Genomic DNA, 19,571 nt, shown 5'->3' with positions numbered 1-19,571 from the left:
GGATTCTTCCGGGTGGGCGTTCAGGCGTCGGCGGCGGCGAGCGGGTGGCTGACCAGCAGCCCGTTCCGCGCGGCGAAGCGCATCACCGCCGCCACGTCGACGGTGCGGAAGGCGCGGTCGACGAGGCGGATCTCCACCTGCTGGTGCGGGTCGAAGAACAGCTCGCGCTCGCCGTCGAGGGCGATGGCGCCGGCGGCGAGCGCCGGGGTGAAGACGCTGCCGGCCGGCATGCGCCGCCAACCCTCGACGCCGATCTCCTCGATGAGGCCGGGCGCGATCGGCGCGCGCACGCGGCGCGCGGCGGTCCCGGCGGGGGCGAGCGTCACCGCGAGGCCGCCGGCCTCGGAGCGGCTCACCGGCTCGATCAGCCCGGCGATGGCGGCCATGCCGATCACCTCCGGGTCGGCGAAGGTGACGTAGAGCTCGCGGAAGGTCTCGATGCGCCACAGCGCCCGGGCTCCAACGAAGCGGTCGGTGACGATGGCGACGTCGACGAGGGCGATCTCCGGCGCGCCGCCGTCAAGGCTAACCTCGATCTTCTTGTTGTCGGCGAAGGCGATGCGGGCCGGCACCTGCCCGGTCGCCGCGAGACCCGCGGCAAGCCCGGTGATGGTCGGCTCGCGATGCTCGGGAAAGGCGTTGTTGGTGCCGGTGGAGATGCCGGCGACCGGCACGCGGCCGCATTCGCCGACCACCGCGCGGTGGGTGCCGTCGCCGCCGAGCACGATGATCGCTGCAATGTCGCCGGACGCGGCCATCAAGCGGGCGGCGCGGCGGGTATCCTCCACCGTGCCGGTGACGGGCATGGGCAGGAAGGACAGGCGGGGAAAGCGGTCTTCGCCATGTGACCGCGCACGCTCCATGCCGCGCAGAACATGGCCGGCGATGCCGGCGCGCTCCGGCATCATCACCGCTTCCTCGATCCCGCAGGCCTTGAGCGCGGCGAGCGCCCTGAGCACGATGTTGGCGCGGTCGGCAATCTGCACGCTGTTGGCGCTGGCGACGACGCGACGTATGTCACGTGCCGAAATCGGATTGGCGATAAGGCCGACCTTCGGCGTCATGCGGCTTCCTTCCCCAGGCGTGTTTTCGTTTTGCCGAATCTCTCCGCAAGCGGCGGGCCAAACGCTGTTGAATGGTCAACTATTTGATCTAATTAGTTATTTTTGTGAAAGGCGCGGTCGCCTCACTGCGGCGGGCACGCCACATCTGTGGCGCGCGGCGCCACATCTGTGGCGCGCGGACGCGGCTTTCGCGCGCGTCGCTTGTGCGCTGCCACAAGGCATTTGCTTGCCGCTTCCGCCGTTCGGGGCAACACTCGCCGAAAACCAGAAAATCCCGGAGGACGCCGATGAGACGGGAACAGGCCGCGCACATCGACGAGCTTGTGCGCGTGGCGAACGGCGAGGCCGGCCGCCACGCGACGCGGCGCGACGCCATCATCCAGCAATCCTGGCGGCGCTGCGTCAGCGAGCACAAGCTCGATCCCGAGGTGCTGCGCGACCCCTGCATCCTCACGCAGTCGCGTCTGCGCGAGCATCAGGACGCGATGGAGGAATTCACCCATACCGCCCGTTTCGGCGTGGAGACGTTGTACCGGCAGGTGGCCGGGCTCGGCTATGTGCTGCTGCTGACCGACGCCAAGGGTGTCACCGTCGATTTCATCGGCGACCCCACCTTCGACAACAATCTGATGCGTGCCGGGCTCTATCTCGGCGCCGACTGGCACGAGCAGCACGCCGGCACCTGCGCAGTCGGCACCTGTATCGCCACCGGCGAGGCACTGATCGTCCACCAGACCGACCATTTTGACGCCACGCACATCCCACTCACCTGCACCGCCTCGCCGGTGTTCGACCCTGCCGGCAACCTCGCCGCCGTGCTCGACATCTCGGCGTTGCGCTCGCCGGAGCCGAAGGAGAGCCAGTTCCTGGCGCTGCAATTCGTCCGTTCCATCGCCAACAAGATCGAGACCGCCAATCTGGTGAACCGCTTCCGGCGGGAATGGATCATCAAGCTCGCCGCCTCGCCGGAATTCGTCGATGTCGAGCCGAGCTATGTGGTGGCGGTGGACGGCTCCGAGCGCATTCTCGGCTTCAACAACAAGGCGCGCGGGCTGATGCTGGGCGAGAGCGAGCGCCGCACCGGCCGGCCAGATCGCCGGCCGCTGGTCGGGCGGCGTCTCTCCGAATTCTTCGATCTCTCGGTCGACGACCTGCCGCGCCTTTCCCATTCGCGCCCGGCGAGCCAGCGCATGGTACGGCTCGCCGCTTCCGGCACCCCGCTCTTCGCCCAGAGCCTCGCCCCGCCGAGCCGGCCCGGCACGCCGGTCGCCGAGCCGGCGGCGCCTGCCGTGCCAGAGCCCCTGCAGGCACTGTTCGGCGAGGACCCGGCGATGCGGCAGGTGGCGACCCGCGCCGCCAAGCTGGTCAACACCCAGATGAGCCTGCTCATCTGCGGCGAGACTGGGTCGGGCAAGGAGCACCTCGCCAAGGCCATCCACGCTGCCAGCGCGCGCTCGCGCAAGGCCTTTGTGCCGGTGAACTGCGCGGCGCTGCCGGAAACCCTCATCGAAGGCGAATTGTTCGGCTACGAGCCCGGCGCCTTCACCGGTGCGACGGCGCGGGGCAAGAAGGGGCTCGTCATCGAGGCCGATGGCGGCACGCTGTTCCTCGACGAGATCGGCGACATGCCGCTCGCCTTGCAGACGCGGCTGCTGCGTGTGCTCGCCGAGCGGGAGGTGACGCCGCTCGGCCGTTCCAGGTCGGTGCCGGTGAACATCCGCGTCATCGCCGCCACCCATCGCGATCTCGTCGCCGAGGTGAAGGCCGGGCGCTTCCGCGAGGACCTGTATTTCCGCCTCTCCGGCGCGGTGCTGACCCTGCCGCCGCTGCGCCAGCGGCGCGATCTCGACTGGCTGATCGAGCGGCTGCTCGCCGGGAGGGGGCAGCGTGGCGGTGCAGCGTTCAGCGTCCCGCAGGACATCATGACGATACTCACCCAGCACGACTGGCCGGGCAATATTCGCGAGCTTATCAATGTGCTCGATTATGCCTGCGCCGTCGACGAGGATGGCGTCATCGGGCTCGACGACCTTCCGGACCGGCTGCGCGAGACGCCGGAATCGTCGCTTCATCTTGCACCGCAGCCATGGCGAATGGGAGGGTTGCCCGCTATTGCTGGTGTGCCCTCGCGCTCCGTCGGATCGGCGAACGGGCGTGAAGATCTCGTTGCGAGCCTTGAGGCCCGCGGCTGGAACGTCTCTGCCGTCGCCCGCGACCTCGGGCTGGACCGCACCACCGTGCATCGGCGGATGCGGCGCTTTGGCCTCATCGCGACGCGGCGAGGGCGACGCTTTGGCGAGTCCTTTCCGTCAGGAGACTAGGGCGTGCCCCCCAAGGTGCGCCACCTCAGGACATTCCCGTGCCGAGCCCATTGCCCGCGTCACTGGCAGGCTTCCGCCCCCTGGCGTGGATGGCGATCCGCGCTCCAGGGTCTACCGCTGGGACGGCACGGCCTTCGAGCCGGTGCAGAGCTTCAGCACCTTCGGCGGCACAGACGCCAGCAGCTTCGAGCCCGGCGGCGAGCGCTACCTCGTCGTCTCGAATAGCCTCGCCCCGGACCTGCGATTTCGAGTCGACTCGGTTGTGTATCGCCTGGCGCGATGAGGATGGCTGGCTCCCGGCTCGCATGGTCACTGCTGGCGGCTGGAACCCGGCCTTACCCTATCCGCCGCATGCCGGCCTCGTGCGCGACGCGCCGGGAGCGGGCCTTGCGCAAACGCCGCCTTCGGTCGAGGTTTTTGGGTTGATTGGGAGATGGCCTCGCACCGGACGACTGCCCTTCGATCCCAGACGGGAGGGCTCGCGTCTGGACAGTCAGCTCGCACGCCGACAGAAGCCTGCTCGCCCTCAATCTCGCGAAGATTCGCTGCTTCAGGCGGCCGGCGGGCCCAGCAGCACCCAGAGGCGGGCGATTCTGCCGTCGAGGATGTGAGCCGCATCCCAACCCGTCACGGTGACGGGCCCGCCTTCCGGCCCTGCTTCCCACCGAAGCACGGCCAGTCCGTGATGGCCGACGGCCGTGCCGACCGGCGTGAACCGGAAGCGGGGGCCGAACTGCTCGAGCAGATGGCCGGCGACCGCGGATATGGCGGCCCGGCCCTCCACCACATTATCCGGCTCGTACATCAACGGGTCGGCGACGAAGAGTTCGGCAATGGCAGCGTCGCGCCGAGCGGCATCGCGTTCATTGAAAACGCGCATGAGATTGGCACGTAGCAGTCGATCGTGGTCCGTTTCACTCGACATAGTCATCTCTTTCCGGGTTTGGGCGCTCGGGCGCGGGTCAGATGAGCCGCGCGCCGCCGTCGACATGCAGTGTCTCGCCATTCATCAGATCATTGCTCATGAGGAAGACTACGGCGGCCCCGACCTCGTCGGCCGTCCCGAGGCGATGCAGCGGCAGCTTCTCCGTGAGGGCCGCGACATAAGCCTCGCGGCCGTTGCCCAGGGTGCGCGCGAGGAGCGGCGTGTCCGTGGTGCCGGGAGAGACTGTGTTGAAGCGGCGGGGTGAAAGCTCCAGCGCAAGGCCACGGGCAAAGGCTTCCATGGCGGCGGAGGCGGCGGCCAGCACCGCGGTGCCGGCGGCGTTCGGCCGATCGCCGAGCACGCCGGATATGAACGTCACGGAGCCATCGGCGGCCAGGCGATCGCCAAGAGCGCGCAATGCATGCACCGCCGCCCAGATGCGCTCATCAAAGGCGCGGCGCAGATAGGTCACATCCGCATCCAGAACCTTGCCGGCGACGAAGGTCCCGGCGAGCAGAACGAGATGATCGACTCGAGCAATATCGACGAGCGCCACGCCGATCGTGTCCGGCTTGGTGACATCCGCCGTGCGCCAGCCGGAAAAGCCGTTCTCGTTCGCGACGCGTTGGGCGCCCGCGGCGTCGAAGCCGATGACGGTGACGCGGGCGCCGGCCTCCTTGGCCTGTTTGGCCGCGGCCAGTCCGATACCGGAGGTGCCGCCGAAGATGACGACGGAGCGGTTCTGGAGAGACATGGTCATTTTGAGGATTCCTCAGAGCACCGGCTCATGCTGGGCGGGTGATGAGAGGAAGATAGTCAGAGGAGATATGCTTGATAATCCAGCTAATAATCCCTTCTATTATTCCATAATGGAACGAATAAATCTGGATAGTCTGACGGGTCTCATAGCCTTCTCCCGCGCTGCGTCGCTTGGCAGCTACACCGCTGCGGCGCGGGCATTGGGAATTTCGCCATCGGCAATCAGCAAGAGCGTCCAGCGGCTGGAGCAGCGTCTAGGCATGCGCCTTTTCAATCGCACCACGCGTTCCCTGACGCTCACCCCCGAGGGACGCGATCTGCATGAGCGCGCTTTACGCCTGCTGCGTGAGGCCGAAGCGATCGAGCAGGCGGCGGTCGCCGCCCGCTCGGAGCCGTCGGGTGTCTTGAAGATCGCCGCGCCTCTGCCGATCGGTGTGCACATCCTTGCGCCGGCCCTGCCGCGTTTTCGCGCGCGCTATCCGAAGCTTGCCGTTGATCTGAGGCTCGGCGACCAGTTCGTCGATCTCATCGCGGAGGGCATCGATGTCGCGATCCGGGTCGGCGATCTCAGCGATTCCCGTCTGATCTCGCGCACATTGGCGCCCCATAATATCTGCGCCTTCGCCGCACCGACCTATCTTGCAAGACGCGGCACGCCGCAACATCCTGCCGAGCTTGAGGGCCATGAGTGCGTAAATTTCCGCTTTCAGAGTTCGGGGCAGGCACTGCGCTGGTCGTTCAAGCTCGGCGACCGGACGCTGGAGATCATGCCAGATGCCGCGATCACGACGGACGTCAGCGATGCCGTAGCGGCGGCCTTGGCGGCGGGCGGGGGAATCGGCATTTCACCCACCTTCGTTGCTGCATCTTATGTTGAGCGCGGCCTGCTGGTGCCGCTTCTTCAGGACTATTTCGCGCCGCGCTCGGCCATCACCGCGCTCTGGCCGGAGGGGCGGCGCTCAAGCCCCAATGTCAAAGCCTTTCTTAGCTTTCTCACCGAGATATTCCCCAGCGACCCGCCCTGGGATGCGGTGGTGCGCGCGGGTTGCACGTGATGCAGCGGGGTGCGCGGGCCGACTGCAAGCGAGCGGTGGCCCGTTCAGCTTTCGAGGGCGGTTCGCGCCAGAAGCGGAAGTTCAATGGTTGCCCGATAGCTGACATTCAGTTGTGGCGCGACGGCCAACATGACCCGGTAGTCGTCCCGGAGAGCAATGAGGTCGCGACAGTTCAACACGTGGCCGGCGCTATTGGTTGCGGAAGCGAGTGTCGATCAACGGCTCACTCCAAGAAGGCTCGTGTGATCACCGCAGCAGCGCTAGCCGCTACGCAGATGATGGCGATCACTTTGTAAGATTTGGCATTGAGCCGCCGGAAGAGGTGCGTCCCGGCACATTGGCCGACTATCAGACCGGGAAGCAGGATAAGGGCATCAAGGAGGCTGTCCGCCGAAATGATCCCGCGACACATCCTGATACAAGACTGGCGCTGCCCAGAAGCAAGAAGACGAAGGACAGCGTGGCACGTGAGCGGGCATGCGACCAGTTGGAGCTCAATGCCAGCAGGATCAGCGGCGGACCGGCCATTGCCGCGCCCCCTGCATGATGCCGCTGAGTGCGCCGGCACCAATGAGCTCGGCTGTGCGCGGGCTCCGGCCGAGCTTGAAGCCCGCCATAAGAACAAATGTGGAGAGGAGTACGATGGCGCCGATCATCAGGCGCATGTCGTGCGGCGGCACCAGCGACAGCAGGTAGAGCCCGGGAACGATGGTCGGCAGACCAGTGATCCAGACGACCAGTGCGAAACGCACGTCGATGTCTCGCCAGTCGCCGTAGATAGTGTGCACGCCCGAGGGAATCTGCAGCAGCGTGACGATCGGCGCGGCTAGGATCGGCGGCATGACGAGCGACAGCTTCGGCATCGCCACGATGGCGAAGCCGAAGCTGGTCGGACCACGCTGCAAGGATGCCGCGGTGACGAAGAGCGCGGCGGCGAGCATCAGCCAATCCATCTGTGACACCAGCCGGGGCGAGGCGCGAGTCTGCCGGTGTCCTAGTCAAGGCAGGTCCGCGAGCCGTCCGGAAGAGGAACACTGCTGAGTCCGAGCACGATGGCACCGGAAAAATAGTGCGCGACCAGCGCGCCGAGTTCGACCACGCCGCGCTCCCCCAGCATATCGATGGCGGCTGTCCGCAGGGGCGGCGTCACCTTGCCGCCCCGCAGCACTGAATGCACGAAATCGTAGACGAGCTGATCGGCTGCGTCGTCGAGGCGGGGCGTCCGCGCGGTGCGGATGGCCTCGATGACGTCGGGCGCGATGCCCTGCTTCAGCGCGACGCGGGAGTGATTGAACCAGATATAGTCGCAGCCATAGTGGCGGGCTGTGACGAGGATGGCGAGTTCACACAGCCGTTGCGGCAGGGTGGTTCCCAGCCGGAAGAATTCGCCCAGCTTCTGGGCGCGATCCGCGAGTTCCGGGCTGTGCAACCATAGCCGCACCGGTCCGCGCACCTCGCCGCGTGGGCCAGCCGCTACGGCTTCCGCCACGCGCTGCTGCTCGGGCGTCAGTGCCGACAGGTCGGGAAGTGAGAGGAAGAGTTCCGACATTGCGGGCATCCATGCGGGGACCGGCTCAACGCCGGGCGAGGTAGTCTTCGAGCGAGAACAGGTTCGGCTCTAGCGCGGGAGCGGTGAGGGGCGCCCCGGCGAAGGGCGTCGCTTCGTGCAGCCATCTGCGCGGCGGCGGCAGGTCCCAGGTGAAGCGATTGCCGCTGTGCCAGCGCACCGGCCCGTCTTCGAAATCGAGGATTTGGATCGGCGGCGGCAGAATCTCGATGCGGTGGCCGTCAGGATCGCGGAAATAGACGTAGAAGGCGTGACCCTGACCGTGCCGGCCGGGGCCGCGCTCGAGATTTCGCGAGAAGCCGATGCCGCCGGCCGTATCCAGTGCGCGGAACAGGCTCTGCACGTCGGCGACGACGAAGGCGAAATGGTGCAACTGCGGGCCCGGCCGCATCAGGAAGACAATGTCGTGCGGGTTGTTCTTGCGGTAGAGGAACAAACCCTGCGGCTCCTCGTCGGTCTCCTTGTCGACGAAGTAATCGGAGATGCGGAAGCCGATATCGGTATAGAAGCGCCCGGTCGCGGCGACGTCAGGCACCAGGCACTGGACATGGTCGTAGCGCAGCGCCGCCGCGCCGCGATGCAGATGCGGCTTGTCGTGCAGGCGCGGCTGGGTCGGCATGCCGAAGCAGAATTCGAGCGGGATGCCGGAAGGATCATTCACCTCCAGTGTCCGTAGCTGGTAGGGCCGCTCGGTCCATCGCGCGGCGATGCCCTGCCGATCGAAATACACCTTCGCCCGGTCGAGGTCCTCGTCCTGGAACACGCGGAAGCCGATGCGCTCACATACCGGCGCCTGCTCGCTCTTGCGCAGCACGAGGCTGTGGTGACCACTCTCCTCGAGCCCGCGCAAGTGGATTTCGAACGGCGTCTCGTCGGTGACGACAAGGCCGATCACTTCCGTATAGAAATCCCGGCTCTGTGGCAGGTCCCGCGTCGTCAGAACGATATGGCTGGCACGGGTGGTGTTGAAGGTGGGCGAGAAGTTCGTCTGCGGTATGGCCATGCGCTGCGTCCCTGCGGAAATACGCCGTGGTCGTGAAAGCCATGGCGGTACGGGATCTATTCAGCCGCCACCGCCGGCTTGTGGCCGATGGCGGATTCGAGCTGCGATTCGAAGGTCTGGAACAGCGGATCGAAGCGGCTGCGCGGACGCGGCAGGCTCACTTCCAGTTCGAAGGTGACCGAAGCCGGCCGCCCGGCCAGCACGAGGACACGGTCGGAGAGGTAGATGGCCTCGCGGATGTCGTGGGTGATGAACAGGATAGTGTTGCGCGTCTTGGCCCAGATGTCGCTGAGCGCGTTCTGCATGGCCTCGCGGGTCTGCGCGTCGAGGGCGCCGAAAGGTTCGTCCATAAGCAGCGCCGCTGGCTCGATGGCCAGTGCGCGGGCCAGTGCCACACGCTGGCGCATGCCGCCCGAGAGCCGGTTGGGATGGTAGTGCTCGAAGCCGCCGAGGCCGACCAGCTTGACATAGTGCGAGGCGACCTCCTCGCGCCGCTGGCGCGGCAAGCCCTGCGAGCGCAGGCCGAAGGCGACGTTGCCGAGCACGGTAAGCCAGGGAAACAGCGCGAATTCCTGGAATACGATGCCGCGGTCGAGGCCGGGGCCGCTGATCGCCCTGCCGTCGACAAGGATGCGCCCGCCGGAGGGTTGAGCGAGGCCGCCGGCGATGCTCAGCAGCGTCGACTTCCCGCAGCCGGACGTGCCGATGACGCTGACGAATTCGCCGTCGCGCACGGTGAAGGAGATGTCGCGGAAGACGGAAAGTTCCTTGGTGCGATTCCAACCATCCTTGACGGAATAAGTCTTCTGGAGATTCTCGACACAAAGCTCGCCCATCGTTCCTACTCCCGAACCGTGCCCCAGCGCTCGATCGTCGCCACCTCAAGGCTCCTGAGCAGGACCCTTTCGATGAGCAGGCCGATGATGCCGACCACTAAAAGGCCGCCATAGACGACGTCCGAATTGAAGTATTCGCGGCCCCAGTAGATGCGGTAGCCGAGACCGGCCCCGACCGAGACCAGCATTTCAGCGACGATCAGGATACGCCAGCAGCGCGAGAAGGCCTGCCGGTAGCCTGTTATGATCGAGGGGAGCGCTGCGGGGATCAGCACCCGCCAGAACAGCGCCGGGCCACTGGCGCCAAAGGCGCGTCCGGCGCGGATCAGCGAATTGTCCACCGCCTTCACCCCCGCCCAGGTGTTGAGCGTGACGGTGAGCGCAACCTCGTAGATCAGGATGCTGATGATCGCCATTTCGGTGAGACCGAACCAGATCATCGACAGCGGGAACATCGCCGTGCCGGGAATGGCGAGCAGAAAGTTCAGCGGGCCGGAAAGCGCCTTTTCCCAGATCGGGAAATAGCCCATCAGGACGCCGACCACGGTGCCGGCCACCGAGCCGATCGCGACGCTAACGAACAGCCGCGCCAACGAGGCAAGTATGTCGTGGATCAGCAGCCCCTGCGCCGTGAGCCGGACCAGCGCCGCGAAGATGGCGCTGATCGGCGGCAGCAGCGCCGCCGGCATGCCGCTCAGCCGCGCCACCAACTCCCACAGCAGCAGGATGATGACGATGGGAATGGCGAGATAGGCGAAGCTGACGAGGCTGGCTCGGAAGCCTCCGCCGATCTTGATCGCCTCGGCGCCGGATCCCGGCCCGGACACCAGATCCCTGTCCGGATCGATCGCGGTCATCTGTGTATCTCCTCGGGCGGCACGCTCATTTGAACTTCGCGTCCGCGGCGGCGGCGAAGGACGGGTCGGTGATGGACTTGAGGTCGGGCACCTTGGAGAGCACGCCGTTCTTGTGCAGGAACTCGGCGCTGCCGGAGAGCTCGGAACCGTCGCTCTCGATGAAGCGGACGCCGCCGAACTTGTCGACCTCGAACATCATGGTGCGCACGATGTCCCGGTCCATCGGCGCGCCCATGCGGGCGATGGCGTCGAGGTAGATCGCCAGCGCGCCGTCCGGGTTCTGCCGGATCCACTGATGCGCGCGCGAATAGGCGTTGACGAAGTGCTGGACGGTTTGCGGGTTGGCCTTGATGTAGTCGCGCTGGGTCACCAGCAGGAGTGGGTAGGTGATGCCGGCCATCTTCTGGATCTGCGCGGCGCTGATCACCTCCTTGCCGTAGCCGGCCTGGACGATGCGCTGCATCATCGGGTCCCAGCCGAGCACCGCGTCGAAGGTCCCGGAGGACGCCATGGCGGTCGGCATATCCGTTACCCGGACATTGGAGATCTTGAAGTCGCTCTCCTTCATCCCTTCCTTGCTGATGAGGCGCAGGAAGACGTTGTGCACGCCGGTGCCGACCTGGATGCCGATGCGCTTGCCCTTGAGGTCGGTGAGCGACTTGACGCCGCCGAGGCTTGGGGAAGCGACGATCTTGCCGGTGAAGCCGCGCGAGGCGGCGCCGAGGGCGACCAGCGGAATACCCTTGTCGACGGCCGCAAGGAACGTTGCGTCGGCGACTTCGGCGAACTGCATCGAGCCCGCGACGAGCGCCTCGACCGCCAGATTGCCACGCTCGACAGGCTTGACCACGACGTCGAGGCCCTCTTCCTTGAAGAACCCCTTCTCCGAGGCGACGAGCGCCGTCACCTGGTTCACGCCGCTTGCCATGCCGACGGTTATCCTATCCGCGGCCTGCGCGGCACCCGCGGCGGTCAGGACCGAGAAAAGCCCGGCAAATGCTGTCCTGAGCATAGTCCTCCCTTCCTCATCGTTGGCATCGCGTCCCCCTTTCATGTTGGCGTTCGGGAGATCGGATGCATGCGCTCGTCGGCGCGATTGATTGGAGCTTACCGCCGCTTTCGAAAGCGCGTCAACAAATATCGATATTTTAGTCCAGTATTGATTTTTTTCATACGCAGCGATATCGGTACTATCTATCGAGTTTACACAACCCCTGTCGCTCGTTGGAAAATCCCATGCGCTTTGTCAGCTACGAGAAGAATGGCGGGCCCCGCCTTGGCGTCGTGATCGGGTCGGAGATGGTCGATGTCGCGTCGAACGTGCCGGGCGCGCCGGCGACCATGCTGGAGCTGATCCGCGCGGGTGCCGACATGCGCAGCAAGCTGGAGGCGGCTTGCGCGGCCTCTGCCGAGCGGATCCCGCTGGCACAGTGCCGGCTGCTGTCGCCCCTCGCCAATCCCGGCAAATTCGTCTGCCTGGGACTGAATTATGCCGAACACGCCAAGGAAGGGGGGCACGCCCTGCCGGACTATCCGTCCATGTTCCTGCGTGCGACGACCTCGTTGATCGGCCCGAACGACCCGATGATCGTGCCGACCTGCTCCGGCCATCTGGATTATGAGGCGGAACTGACCATCGTGATCGGTGAGCGCTGCCGGCATGTGCCGGAGAGCGCGGCGAAGTCGGTCATCTTCGGCTATACGGTTTTCAACGACGGCAGCATTCGCGACTATCAGCGGCGGACCAACCAATGGACCGCGGGCAAGAATTTCGACGGCACCGGCGCGCTCGGCCCATGGATCGTGACGGCCGACGAGGTGCCGGACAATGCCAAGGGCCTCGGCATCCGCACCCGGCTCAACGGCCAGGTGATGCAGAACTCAAATACCGACTACATGATCTTCAGCGTCTACCGTACCATCGCCATCCTCTCCGAGATCATGACTCTGGAGCCCGGCGACCTGATCGCCACCGGCACGCCGAACGGCGTCGGCCATGCCCGCAAGCCGCCGGTATGGATGCGGCCGGGCGACGTCGTCGAGGTGGAGGTCGACGGCATAGGCACGCTGACCAACCCGATCGCGGCGGAAGTCGAGACGCGGGAGCGGGCGATCGCATGATCACCACCGACCTCCATCCCGTGGATGAGGAAGGCGCTCAGGAATTCCGCTCGCGCACGAGTGAGACCTATGCGCGCATTCACGGCGATGTCGTCAGCGGCAAGCTGAAGCCCGGCGTCAAGCTGAAGATCGAGCAGCTGCGGGAAGAATATGACGTCGGCGCCACGCCGGTGCGCGAGGCGCTGAGCTTCCTCGCCGCCGACGGATTGGTGGTGCGCGAGGACCAGAAGGGATTCCGCGTCGCCGAGGTCAGCGCCGACGAGTTCGAGGATCTGTTGGCGGTCCGCTGCATGATCGAGGAGCGTGCCCTGCGGCTCGCCATCAGCCGCGGCGGGCGCAAATGGGAGGAGGGCATCGTCCTTGCCCGCTTCCGCCTGTCGGGCGTCGGCCGCATCGAAGGCAACGAGGCGGAGTGGGAGCGGCACCACAGGGCCTTCCACATGAGCCTGCTGGCCGCCTGCGGCTCCAGTCTGCTGCTGCGCCTCTCCAAGCAGTTCTACGATGAGAACAATCGCTACCGACACCTCTCGCGGCTCAACCACGCAACCACACGCGACGTGCGCGGTGAGCACGAAGAGATCGCCGAGGCGGTGCTGGCACGCGACACCGACCGCGCGGTGGGCCTGCTCGTCGAGCACTACACCAAGACTGGCAATCTGCTGCGGATCGCTTTGAAAGATCTGGCGACGGACGGCCATGGCTGAACCGCCGTTCCTCTCTGCCCGAGGATGCCTGACCATGAAACGGCTCACATTTACCTTCGACAATGGTCCCTGGCCCGGCGCGACCGAGCTGCTTCTCGACTTCCTCGCCAAGCGCTCGATCAAGGCGACCTTCTTCGTCGTCGGCCAGCGCCTGCAAGAGCCTGGCGGCATCGAGCTCGCTCGCCGCGCTCATGCGGAAGGCCACTGGATTGGCAACCATACGCTGACCCATACCAAGCCGCTCGGCGAGGATGGGGGGCTCGATCGCGTGGAGCGCGAGATCGGCGCGACCCAACGCCTCATCGGCGAGCTGTCGCATCCAAGCCGCTTCTTCCGCCCCAATGGCGGCGGAGCGGTCGGGCCGCATTTGTTGAGCGCCGAGGCGCTCGGCTACCTTGAGCGCAACCGATACAGCGTGGTGACCTGGACCAGCGCTCCCGGCGACTGGATCGCCCCGCATCGTTCCTGGCTCGCCAAGGGAATCGAGGAGCTCGACGATACCGGCTGGACGCTCCTCGTCCTGCATGACCGCTTCATCGCGCCAATGCTGGATACGCTCGACGCATTCCTCGACGAACTGGCCAGGCGCGGGATCGAGATCGTGCAGGAGCTGCCGCCAGCCTGTATCGTCATACGCGACGGCGTCCTGACGGGCGACAAGACGACATTCTCCCTCGCGGACGAGCCGGGTCGGCAGGCGGCGGCCCCATGACGGCGGCGCACTGCGCGATGCAGGTGATGGCACTTTCCGGCAGTGCCCGGAAGGGGTCTTACAATACGGCGCTGCTGCGCGCCTGCCGGGAATTGGCGCCGGTGGGCATGGCGATCGACATCTACGACTACTCCGACATTCCACCCTACAATGAGGATGTGCGACTGCACGGCTATCCCGGGCCGGCAGTGCACTTTCGCGAGACCATCCGTGCCGCCGACGCGCTGCTGATCGCTTCTCCGGAGTACAACCGCTCGGTGCCGGGTATGCTAAAGAACGCCATTGACTGGGCATCGCGCCGTCCCGAACAACCCTTCCATCGCAAGCCGATCGCCATCATGGGCGCGAGCAACGGCGCGCTCGGCGCGGCACTGGCTAATTATCACCTGAGGCAGATCTTCGTGTACATGGACGCGCGCCTGCTGAACGGAGCCGAGGTGATGATTGGTCAGGCAGGGAGCAAGTTCGACGAAGAAGGCCGCCTCATAGACGGGCCGACGCGCGCGTTTGTGGCCGACCATCTCTGCCGGCTGGCGGATTTGGTCGAAGAAGCTAGAGCTAGGCTCAATTGGCAAGATGCTCCGTCCAGGCATGCCTAGAAACCTGGAATGCCGTTATAGCCGGGACCTCCGCGCGTGGATCATTCTGGTATGATCTGACCCGTCCCGTGCTTCCAGGCACAAGAGGAGATCTACCCTCTTGGCCGCTGCCGGCTTCCAACAGCCGGTGGCGGCCCCCTCGGTTCATTTGCTCATGGTTAGCTTGCGGCACGCCGGCCGAAGCAGGATGACGTTGGTCGCCTTCCCACGATGATCCATGGATGCATGAGAAAAGCTACGGGTTGTGGCCCTCTTCTCCCCGGTAATGACAGTGGACAACGGTGGACATCGGGGATGAGCAGTTACTTGCTGACGCTATCGGACTGTTCTGGACGACCGCCGCGAGCGGGCCGACGACGTCGGGCGGGTGTAGTGAGCAGTCAAGACTGGAACTGATTCGGCCTCGTTACTTCCGTACATCCGCCGGGCGTGCCGGCGCGCAGCTGAATGACAACCGCGCCCGCCCTCAGCGCGTCGCACTGGTCAGCCCACCACTACATCATCTTCACCCGCTCCTCCCAGTGCTCGCCGCGGGCGTGGGCGCGGCGCACCTCGTCGGCCTCGACATGGCCGAGTTCCCGCTCGATCGCGTCGGCTGACCATAGTCCGCTCTCGTTGAGCAGGGTGCTCGCGGTCGCCCGGAAACCATGCGCCGTCGCCTCATCCTTGGCGTAGCCGAGCCGCCGCAATGCCGCGTTGAGCGCGTTCTCGCTGATCGGACGCAGCCATGTCCGCACCGAGGGAAACACCAGCGGATGGTCACCGGTCGGCGGCTTCAGTTCCTTCAGGATGGCCATGGCCTGCCGCGAAAGCGGCTTGCGGTGCATCTTCGCGCGGGCGCGGGGACGGTCCAGATTGCCCGATCGAGATCGAACTCGCTCCATTCCGCCATCCGAAGTTCGCCGGGCCGGGAGAACAAAAGCGGCATCAGCCGCAGCGCGGCATGGGTGGCGGGCTGGCCGTCATAGGCTTCGATCGCTCGCAGCAGTGCGCCGAAGGCGATCGGCGCGGTGACCGCGGCGCGTGGCTGCACTTTTGGCGTCACTAATGCGCCGCGCAGTGCGAAAGTCGGGTCGTTCTCCGCTCGCGCCGTGGCGATGGCGTACCGGAACACGCTTCCAATGGTCGCCCGAAGCCGCCGGGCCGTCTCCAGCCGCCCGCGCGCCTCGGCTTTGCGGAGCACGATCAGCACCTCGGCCGCGCCGATCTCGGTGATCGGCCGTGCACCCAGTACGGGACGGGCGAGGCCGAGGAGCCATTCGAGCTTGGCGAGGGTCGTCTCCGCCCGCTCCTTGCGCTTCAGCTTCTCGATATACTCGTCGGCGATGACCCCGAAGGTGTTCGCTGCCGCATACCAACGCCCCTCACTGGACAACGTCGGACGATAAAGGCCCCTAAAGCCCTGTGGTTACTGGCTTTCTCGGGTCATCTCGGACTGTGCTGGATGTCGTTATGGTGCCGCGGAAGGGATTCGAACCCCCGACCCACGCATTACGAATGCGTTGCTCTACCAGCTGAGCTACCGCGGCATCCGGCGCTTCTGTAGCGGCGAGCGCCCGTCATTTCAAGCGCGGCGCGAAAGCTGCGCCGATCAGCGGCCCGGCCTCGTCGGTTCTGGCGGGACGGCGAGCCGAAAACGCACGCAGCGCTTCCCGGTGGCGGAAAGCGCTGCGCGTATCGTCGAGCCCTCCCTCGAAGGGGGGCGGAAGCGCGGCTGCCCGACAGGGGCAGCCGGGCCGGTCACGCCGCGGCGGCGGTCGAGGTGGGGACTTCCGAGATGGTCTTCAGGACCTGGGAAGCGATCGCATAGGGGTCGCCCTGGGAGTTCGGGCGGCGATCCTCAAGATAGCCCTTGTAGTCGTTCTTGATGAAGGAGTGCGGCACGCGGATCGAGGCGCCGCGATCGGCCACGCCGTAGGAGAACTTGTTCCACGGCGCGGTTTCGTGCTTGCCGGTGAGGCGCAGGTGGTTGTCCGGGCCGTAGACGTCGATATGGGCCTGCAGGTTCTTATCGAACTGCGCCATCAGCGCCTCGAAATAGGCCTTGCCGCCGACTTCGCGCATGTACTTCGTGGAGAAGTTGCAGTGCATGCCCGAGCCGTTCCAGTCGGTGTCGCCGAGCGGCTTGCAGTGCCACTCGATGTCGATGCCGTACTTCTCGGTGAGGCGCTGCAGCAGGTAGCGGGCCATCCACACCTCGTCGGCCGCCTTCTTGGAGCCCTTGCCGAAGATCTGGAATTCCCACTGGCCCTTCGCGACTTCCGCGTTGATGCCTTCGTGATTGATGCCGGCCTCGAGGCAGAGCTCGAGATGCTCTTCCACGATCTGGCGGGCGACGTCGCCGACGTTCTTGTAGCCGACGCCGGTGTAGTACGGGCCCTGCGGCGCGGGATAGCCGTGCTCGGGGAAGCCCAGCGGACGGCCGTCCTTGTAGAAGAAATATTCCTGCTCGAAGCCGAACCAGGCGCCGTCGTCATCCAGGATGGTGGCGCGGGCGTTGGATGAATGCGGGGTGACGCCGTCCGGCATCATCACTTCGCACATCACCAGGACGCCGCTCTTGCGAGCCGGGTCGGGATAGACCGCGACGGGCTTCAGCACGCAGTCGGAGCTGCGGCCCTCGGCCTGCATGGTCGACGAGCCATCGAAGCCCCACAGCGGGAGCTCTTCGAGCGACGGGAAGTGATCGAATTCCTTGATCTGGGTCTTGCCGCGCAGGTTCGGGACCGGCGTGTACCCATCGAGCCAAATGTACTCGAGCTTGTACTTTGTCATGTCGGGTCTCTCGTGAAATGACGAGGCAGGCAGCGGAGGCGCGATGGCAGCCCCCGCCAACGTCCGGACACAAGTGAAAGCATTTCCCGTGCCAGCCAGAGGCGATTTGGAGGGAGACGCTTCGATTTTCGAAGAATTCGCTCCCGCCGGTTTTGTCGCAGGTGCGGGCCGGCGGCGGGGGAGGGGGCGATATGTGCCGGGAAATTCGTACAAAACCCACCGGCGCCGGTCCTGGGCCACGCCACGGGGGCGGCTCGCCGGTCGTGACGCCGCGGCGGATCAGCGCGCGGGCCGTTCCGACGCTCCATTCGGTGTGCTCCCGGGGGAAGCACGCTCAGATGTGATTAAATTGTAGCCATTCGTTGATTACATAACAGGCATACTGTGCAACCCATCGGCAAAGTGTGGTAGGAACGGTGTTCCCGCTGATGCAGTAACGCGCAGCACCCCTGAAGGAGACGTATCGAATGTTGAGTCCCAATCCTGGCGGAGGCGCCAAGATCATTCAGTTCCGGCCCCGCGGCCGGACCGAGCACGGCCAGCCGAACACCGAATCGAAGGCCGCGGCCCATCTCGAATCGCTTGGCGTCGCTTATGCCGAATGTGGCAGCGGCTGGTATCACGAAGCCGCCATGCAAGATGCCGGCAATCCCGGCAAGCGCTGATGCCCGACGCTGACGACGTACCATTCCGCTTCCCCGCGAAGCGCTTCTGAAGAGGACCGGCAGCAACGCTCCGGTCCTCTTTTCGTTTGGGCTCCCGAAACCTCTCCGAGCGCGATGTCGGCGCTGGCCCTTCCGCTGCGTCCTTGAAAGACTGCCGCAATCCGGCAGCGGACCGGAAAGGGATGAGGAACGCCCGATGCTCTACGCCATTCTCGCCTATCACGTCGAAGACATCGTCCAGTCCTGGAGCGCCGAGGAGGATGCGGCGCTGATGGACGAACTGCTGAAGCTGCATGCCCGCCTCGTCGACGAGGGCGTGCTCGGGCCGGCGGCACGGCTCGGCGCCACGCAGAAGGCGGCGACGCTGCGCGGGCCGGGCGCCGGGGCGGTGGTGGACGGACCCTTCGCCGAGACCAAGGAGGCGCTGCTCGGCTTCTACACGCTGGAATGCGCGAGCCGGGACGAGGCGCTGGCGGTGGCGCGGGCGCTGCGCCGGGTCAATCCGACCGCCGTCTACGAGGTGCGCCCCATCGAGCTCTTTCTTTCCGGCGCCCCGCTCACCGGAGCGCCGCTTCCCGGCACCGAGCCGGAGGAGGCCGCCGACTGATCGCGTGGTCCGATCGCTGTCCCTGTCGCCTCAGCCCCATGGCCCGCGGCGGGGCGGCACGGCGCCGCCGGTATCGCCCCACGCGCCGCCCGAACGCGGTGCCGACGGGGCGGGGCCGCGGCCGACGCCCATCCGCGCGGCGAGCTCGCGCAGCGCGGCGATGCGGTTCTCGGTGTTGGGGTGGGTCGAGAAGAGGTTGTCCATCCGCGCGCCGGACAGCGGGTTGATGATGAACATGTGCGCGGTGGCCGGATTGTGCTCGGCCTCCATATTCGGCACCTGATGCGCGGCGTTGGAGATCTTGGCGAGCGCCGAGGCGAGCCACAAAGGCTGGCCGCAGATCTCGGCGCCGAGCTTGTCGGCCTCATATTCGCGCGAGCGGGAGATCGCCATCTGCACCACCATCGCCGCCAGCGGGGCGAGGATCACCATCGCGATCGTGCCGAGGGCGCCGAAGGGCCGGTTCTCGTCGCGCCCGCCGCCGAAGAACATGCCGAAATTCGCCAGCATGGAGATCGCGCCGGCGAGCGTCGCGGTGATCGTCATGGTCAGCGTGTCGTGGTTCCGGATGTGCGCCAGCTCATGCGCCATCACGCCCGCCACCTCCTCGCGGGAGAGCGAATTGAGCAGGCCGGTGGTCGCCGCGACCGCCGCGTTCTCAGGATTGCGGCCGGTGGCAAATGCGTTCGGCTGCGGGTTGTCCATGATGTAGACGCGCGGCATCGGCAGCTTCGCGCGCTGGGCGAGTTCCTCGATCATGCCGACGAACTCCGGTGCCGAGGCGCGATCGACCTGGCGCGCTCCGTACATGGAGAGCACCATCTTGTCGGAGTTCCAGTAGCTGAAGATGTTCATACCCGCGGCGACCACGAACGCGATCATCATGCCGCTTCGCCCGCCGATCAGGAAGCCGACGGCCATGAACAGGGCCGTCATGCCCGCGAGCAGGATAGCCGTGCGAAGATAGTTCATCTGTCCCTCCGGGGCGGCATCGTCTCTGC

Annotated in this window: 23 protein-coding genes and 1 tRNA gene; 10 read left to right on the top strand and 14 right to left on the bottom strand. The window is 65.9% G+C overall.

Features of this window, described 5'->3' with window-relative positions; all coding sequences use genetic code 11:
* Positions 1-20 precede the first annotated feature (20 nt).
* Entirely contained in the window at positions 21-1,064 is a 1,044-nt protein-coding gene (locus tag U742_RS0115885; protein ID WP_029354754.1) for an ATP-NAD kinase family protein, read from the bottom strand.
* 287 nt (positions 1,065-1,351) lie between these two features.
* Between U742_RS0115885 and U742_RS0115880 the strand changes: the two genes are divergently transcribed.
* Complete coding sequence (locus U742_RS0115880; RefSeq protein ID WP_029354752.1) at positions 1,352-3,385, top strand: sigma-54-dependent Fis family transcriptional regulator; 2,034 nt, start codon at positions 1,352-1,354, stop codon at positions 3,383-3,385.
* A gap of 85 nt (positions 3,386-3,470) precedes the next feature.
* On the top strand, positions 3,471-3,668 hold the full coding sequence (locus U742_RS23415; protein ID WP_029354750.1) for a hypothetical protein: 198 nt from the start codon (positions 3,471-3,473) through the stop codon (positions 3,666-3,668).
* Positions 3,669-3,935: 267 nt separating this feature from the next.
* Here U742_RS23415 and U742_RS0115870 read toward each other — a convergent pair whose 3' ends face one another.
* Together U742_RS0115870 and U742_RS0115865 are read right to left on the bottom strand one after the other, a co-directional pair.
* Positions 3,936-4,310: a nuclear transport factor 2 family protein gene (locus U742_RS0115870; RefSeq protein WP_029354748.1), complete on the bottom strand. Its 375-nt coding sequence runs from the start codon at positions 4,308-4,310 to the stop codon at positions 3,936-3,938.
* A 37-nt stretch (positions 4,311-4,347) separates the two neighbouring features.
* Positions 4,348-5,070: an SDR family oxidoreductase gene (locus tag U742_RS0115865; RefSeq protein ID WP_029354746.1), complete on the bottom strand. Its 723-nt coding sequence runs from the start codon at positions 5,068-5,070 to the stop codon at positions 4,348-4,350.
* Between the two features lie 109 nt (positions 5,071-5,179).
* Here U742_RS0115865 and U742_RS0115860 point away from each other — a divergent pair, with 109 nt between their 5' ends.
* Complete coding sequence (locus U742_RS0115860; protein ID WP_029354744.1) at positions 5,180-6,124, top strand: LysR family transcriptional regulator; 945 nt, start codon at positions 5,180-5,182, stop codon at positions 6,122-6,124.
* A gap of 208 nt (positions 6,125-6,332) precedes the next feature.
* Positions 6,333-6,671, top strand: coding sequence for a hypothetical protein (locus tag U742_RS23600; RefSeq protein ID WP_248310389.1), 339 nt, complete (start codon positions 6,333-6,335; stop codon positions 6,669-6,671).
* Here the strand turns inward: U742_RS23600 and U742_RS23595 are convergent.
* From U742_RS23595 to U742_RS0115830, 6 genes are read right to left on the bottom strand one after another with little or no spacing between them, the layout of a single operon-like run.
* A complete protein-coding gene (locus U742_RS23595) occupies positions 6,634-7,065 on the bottom strand; it encodes a sulfite exporter TauE/SafE family protein (RefSeq protein WP_248310388.1) in 432 nt (143 codons plus the stop codon). The genes U742_RS23600 and U742_RS23595 overlap by 38 nt on opposite strands.
* A 53-nt stretch (positions 7,066-7,118) precedes the next feature.
* Positions 7,119-7,673 carry a carboxymuconolactone decarboxylase family protein gene (locus U742_RS0115850; protein WP_038361791.1) on the bottom strand — a complete coding sequence of 185 codons (555 nt, stop codon included), beginning with the start codon at positions 7,671-7,673 and terminating at the stop codon, positions 7,119-7,121.
* Between the two features lie 25 nt (positions 7,674-7,698).
* Positions 7,699-8,694 (bottom strand): VOC family protein, encoded by a 996-nt coding sequence (locus tag U742_RS0115845; RefSeq protein WP_029354739.1) that lies wholly within the window; start codon positions 8,692-8,694, stop codon positions 7,699-7,701.
* A 56-nt stretch (positions 8,695-8,750) separates the two neighbouring features.
* Positions 8,751-9,530, bottom strand: coding sequence for an ABC transporter ATP-binding protein (locus U742_RS0115840; RefSeq protein WP_029354737.1), 780 nt, complete (start codon positions 9,528-9,530; stop codon positions 8,751-8,753).
* A 5-nt stretch (positions 9,531-9,535) separates the two neighbouring features.
* Positions 9,536-10,387: an ABC transporter permease gene (locus U742_RS0115835; RefSeq protein ID WP_029354735.1), complete on the bottom strand. Its 852-nt coding sequence runs from the start codon at positions 10,385-10,387 to the stop codon at positions 9,536-9,538.
* Between the two features lie 25 nt (positions 10,388-10,412).
* Positions 10,413-11,399 carry an ABC transporter substrate-binding protein gene (locus U742_RS0115830; RefSeq protein ID WP_282568331.1) on the bottom strand — a complete coding sequence of 329 codons (987 nt, stop codon included), beginning with the start codon at positions 11,397-11,399 and terminating at the stop codon, positions 10,413-10,415.
* 224 nt (positions 11,400-11,623) lie between these two features.
* Between U742_RS0115830 and U742_RS0115825 the strand changes: the two genes are divergently transcribed.
* From U742_RS0115825 to U742_RS0115810, 4 genes are read left to right on the top strand one after another with little or no spacing between them, the layout of a single operon-like run.
* Complete coding sequence (locus U742_RS0115825) at positions 11,624-12,508, top strand: fumarylacetoacetate hydrolase family protein (protein ID WP_029354731.1); 885 nt, start codon at positions 11,624-11,626, stop codon at positions 12,506-12,508.
* Positions 12,505-13,212, top strand: a complete 708-nt coding sequence (locus U742_RS0115820; protein WP_051661237.1) for a GntR family transcriptional regulator — start codon at positions 12,505-12,507, stop codon at positions 13,210-13,212. Before U742_RS0115825 ends, U742_RS0115820 begins: the two co-directional genes overlap by 4 nt.
* Positions 13,205-13,924: a polysaccharide deacetylase family protein gene (locus U742_RS0115815; RefSeq protein WP_081853041.1), complete on the top strand. Its 720-nt coding sequence runs from the start codon at positions 13,205-13,207 to the stop codon at positions 13,922-13,924. The genes U742_RS0115820 and U742_RS0115815 overlap by 8 nt, the downstream gene beginning before the upstream one ends.
* A complete protein-coding gene (locus tag U742_RS0115810; RefSeq protein ID WP_051661235.1) occupies positions 13,921-14,523 on the top strand; it encodes an NADPH-dependent FMN reductase in 603 nt (200 codons plus the stop codon). The genes U742_RS0115815 and U742_RS0115810 overlap by 4 nt, the downstream gene beginning before the upstream one ends.
* 494 nt (positions 14,524-15,017) lie before the next feature.
* On the opposite strand, the gene U742_RS23785 is transcribed toward U742_RS0115810, so the two are convergent.
* The 4 genes from U742_RS23785 to U742_RS0115795 form a co-directional block, all read right to left on the bottom strand.
* Positions 15,018-15,320, bottom strand: a complete 303-nt coding sequence (locus U742_RS23785; RefSeq protein WP_051661234.1) for a tyrosine-type recombinase/integrase — start codon at positions 15,318-15,320, stop codon at positions 15,018-15,020.
* A complete protein-coding gene (locus U742_RS23780; protein ID WP_051661233.1) occupies positions 15,308-15,898 on the bottom strand; it encodes a phage integrase central domain-containing protein in 591 nt (196 codons plus the stop codon). Before U742_RS23780 ends, U742_RS23785 begins: the two co-directional genes overlap by 13 nt.
* Before the next feature lie 78 nt (positions 15,899-15,976).
* Positions 15,977-16,052: transfer RNA gene (locus U742_RS0115800), tRNA-Thr, on the bottom strand.
* A gap of 211 nt (positions 16,053-16,263) precedes the next feature.
* The gene (locus tag U742_RS0115795; RefSeq protein ID WP_029354723.1) at positions 16,264-17,298 is read right to left on the bottom strand and encodes a glutamine synthetase beta-grasp domain-containing protein; all 1,035 of its coding nucleotides are present in this window, start codon (positions 17,296-17,298) and stop codon (positions 16,264-16,266) included.
* A gap of 467 nt (positions 17,299-17,765) precedes the next feature.
* Between U742_RS0115795 and U742_RS0115790 the strand changes: the two genes are divergently transcribed.
* Positions 17,766-17,963, top strand: a complete 198-nt coding sequence (locus tag U742_RS0115790; RefSeq protein ID WP_029354721.1) for a DUF2735 domain-containing protein — start codon at positions 17,766-17,768, stop codon at positions 17,961-17,963.
* 196 nt (positions 17,964-18,159) lie between these two features.
* Positions 18,160-18,570: a YciI family protein gene (locus tag U742_RS0115785; RefSeq protein ID WP_051661232.1), complete on the top strand. Its 411-nt coding sequence runs from the start codon at positions 18,160-18,162 to the stop codon at positions 18,568-18,570.
* Positions 18,571-18,600: 30 nt separating this feature from the next.
* Here the strand turns inward: U742_RS0115785 and htpX are convergent, their stop codons facing one another.
* Positions 18,601-19,542, bottom strand: coding sequence for a zinc metalloprotease HtpX (gene htpX / locus U742_RS0115780; RefSeq protein WP_029354717.1), 942 nt, complete (start codon positions 19,540-19,542; stop codon positions 18,601-18,603).
* Positions 19,543-19,571: the final 29 nt, after the last annotated feature.

Source organism: Allobosea sp. 117 (assembly GCF_000702305.1).
Lineage (GTDB): Bacteria > Pseudomonadota > Alphaproteobacteria > Rhizobiales > Xanthobacteraceae > Ancylobacter.
The sequence above is the reverse complement of the archived record's forward strand: the minus strand, read 5'-3'. Positions and strand labels throughout refer to the sequence as shown.

Bases quoted from the DNA above. Each gene is read 5' to 3' on its own strand.
- U742_RS0115885 (WP_029354754.1), bottom strand. From the start codon at position 1,064: ATGACGCCGAAGGTCGGCCTTATCGCCAATCCGATTTCGGCACGTGAC.
- U742_RS0115880 (WP_029354752.1), top strand. From the start codon at position 1,352: ATGAGACGGGAACAGGCCGCGCACATCGACGAGCTTGTGCGCGTGGCG.
- U742_RS0115870 (WP_029354748.1), bottom strand. From the start codon at position 4,310: ATGTCGAGTGAAACGGACCACGATCGACTGCTACGTGCCAATCTCATG.
- U742_RS0115865 (WP_029354746.1), bottom strand. From the start codon at position 5,070: ATGACCATGTCTCTCCAGAACCGCTCCGTCGTCATCTTCGGCGGCACC.
- U742_RS0115860 (WP_029354744.1), top strand. From the start codon at position 5,180: ATGGAACGAATAAATCTGGATAGTCTGACGGGTCTCATAGCCTTCTCC.
- U742_RS23595 (WP_248310388.1), bottom strand. From the start codon at position 7,065: ATGCTCGCCGCCGCGCTCTTCGTCACCGCGGCATCCTTGCAGCGTGGT.
- U742_RS0115850 (WP_038361791.1), bottom strand. From the start codon at position 7,673: ATGTCGGAACTCTTCCTCTCACTTCCCGACCTGTCGGCACTGACGCCC.
- U742_RS0115845 (WP_029354739.1), bottom strand. From the start codon at position 8,694: ATGGCCATACCGCAGACGAACTTCTCGCCCACCTTCAACACCACCCGT.
- U742_RS0115840 (WP_029354737.1), bottom strand. From the start codon at position 9,530: ATGGGCGAGCTTTGTGTCGAGAATCTCCAGAAGACTTATTCCGTCAAG.
- U742_RS0115835 (WP_029354735.1), bottom strand. From the start codon at position 10,387: ATGACCGCGATCGATCCGGACAGGGATCTGGTGTCCGGGCCGGGATCC.
- U742_RS0115830 (WP_282568331.1), bottom strand. From the start codon at position 11,399: ATGCTCAGGACAGCATTTGCCGGGCTTTTCTCGGTCCTGACCGCCGCG.
- U742_RS0115825 (WP_029354731.1), top strand. From the start codon at position 11,624: ATGCGCTTTGTCAGCTACGAGAAGAATGGCGGGCCCCGCCTTGGCGTC.
- U742_RS0115820 (WP_051661237.1), top strand. From the start codon at position 12,505: ATGATCACCACCGACCTCCATCCCGTGGATGAGGAAGGCGCTCAGGAA.
- U742_RS0115815 (WP_081853041.1), top strand. From the start codon at position 13,205: ATGGCTGAACCGCCGTTCCTCTCTGCCCGAGGATGCCTGACCATGAAA.
- U742_RS0115810 (WP_051661235.1), top strand. From the start codon at position 13,921: ATGACGGCGGCGCACTGCGCGATGCAGGTGATGGCACTTTCCGGCAGT.
- U742_RS23785 (WP_051661234.1), bottom strand. From the start codon at position 15,320: ATGGCCATCCTGAAGGAACTGAAGCCGCCGACCGGTGACCATCCGCTG.
- U742_RS0115795 (WP_029354723.1), bottom strand. From the start codon at position 17,298: ATGACAAAGTACAAGCTCGAGTACATTTGGCTCGATGGGTACACGCCG.
- U742_RS0115790 (WP_029354721.1), top strand. From the start codon at position 17,766: ATGTTGAGTCCCAATCCTGGCGGAGGCGCCAAGATCATTCAGTTCCGG.
- U742_RS0115785 (WP_051661232.1), top strand. From the start codon at position 18,160: ATGCTCTACGCCATTCTCGCCTATCACGTCGAAGACATCGTCCAGTCC.
- htpX (WP_029354717.1), bottom strand. From the start codon at position 19,542: ATGAACTATCTTCGCACGGCTATCCTGCTCGCGGGCATGACGGCCCTG.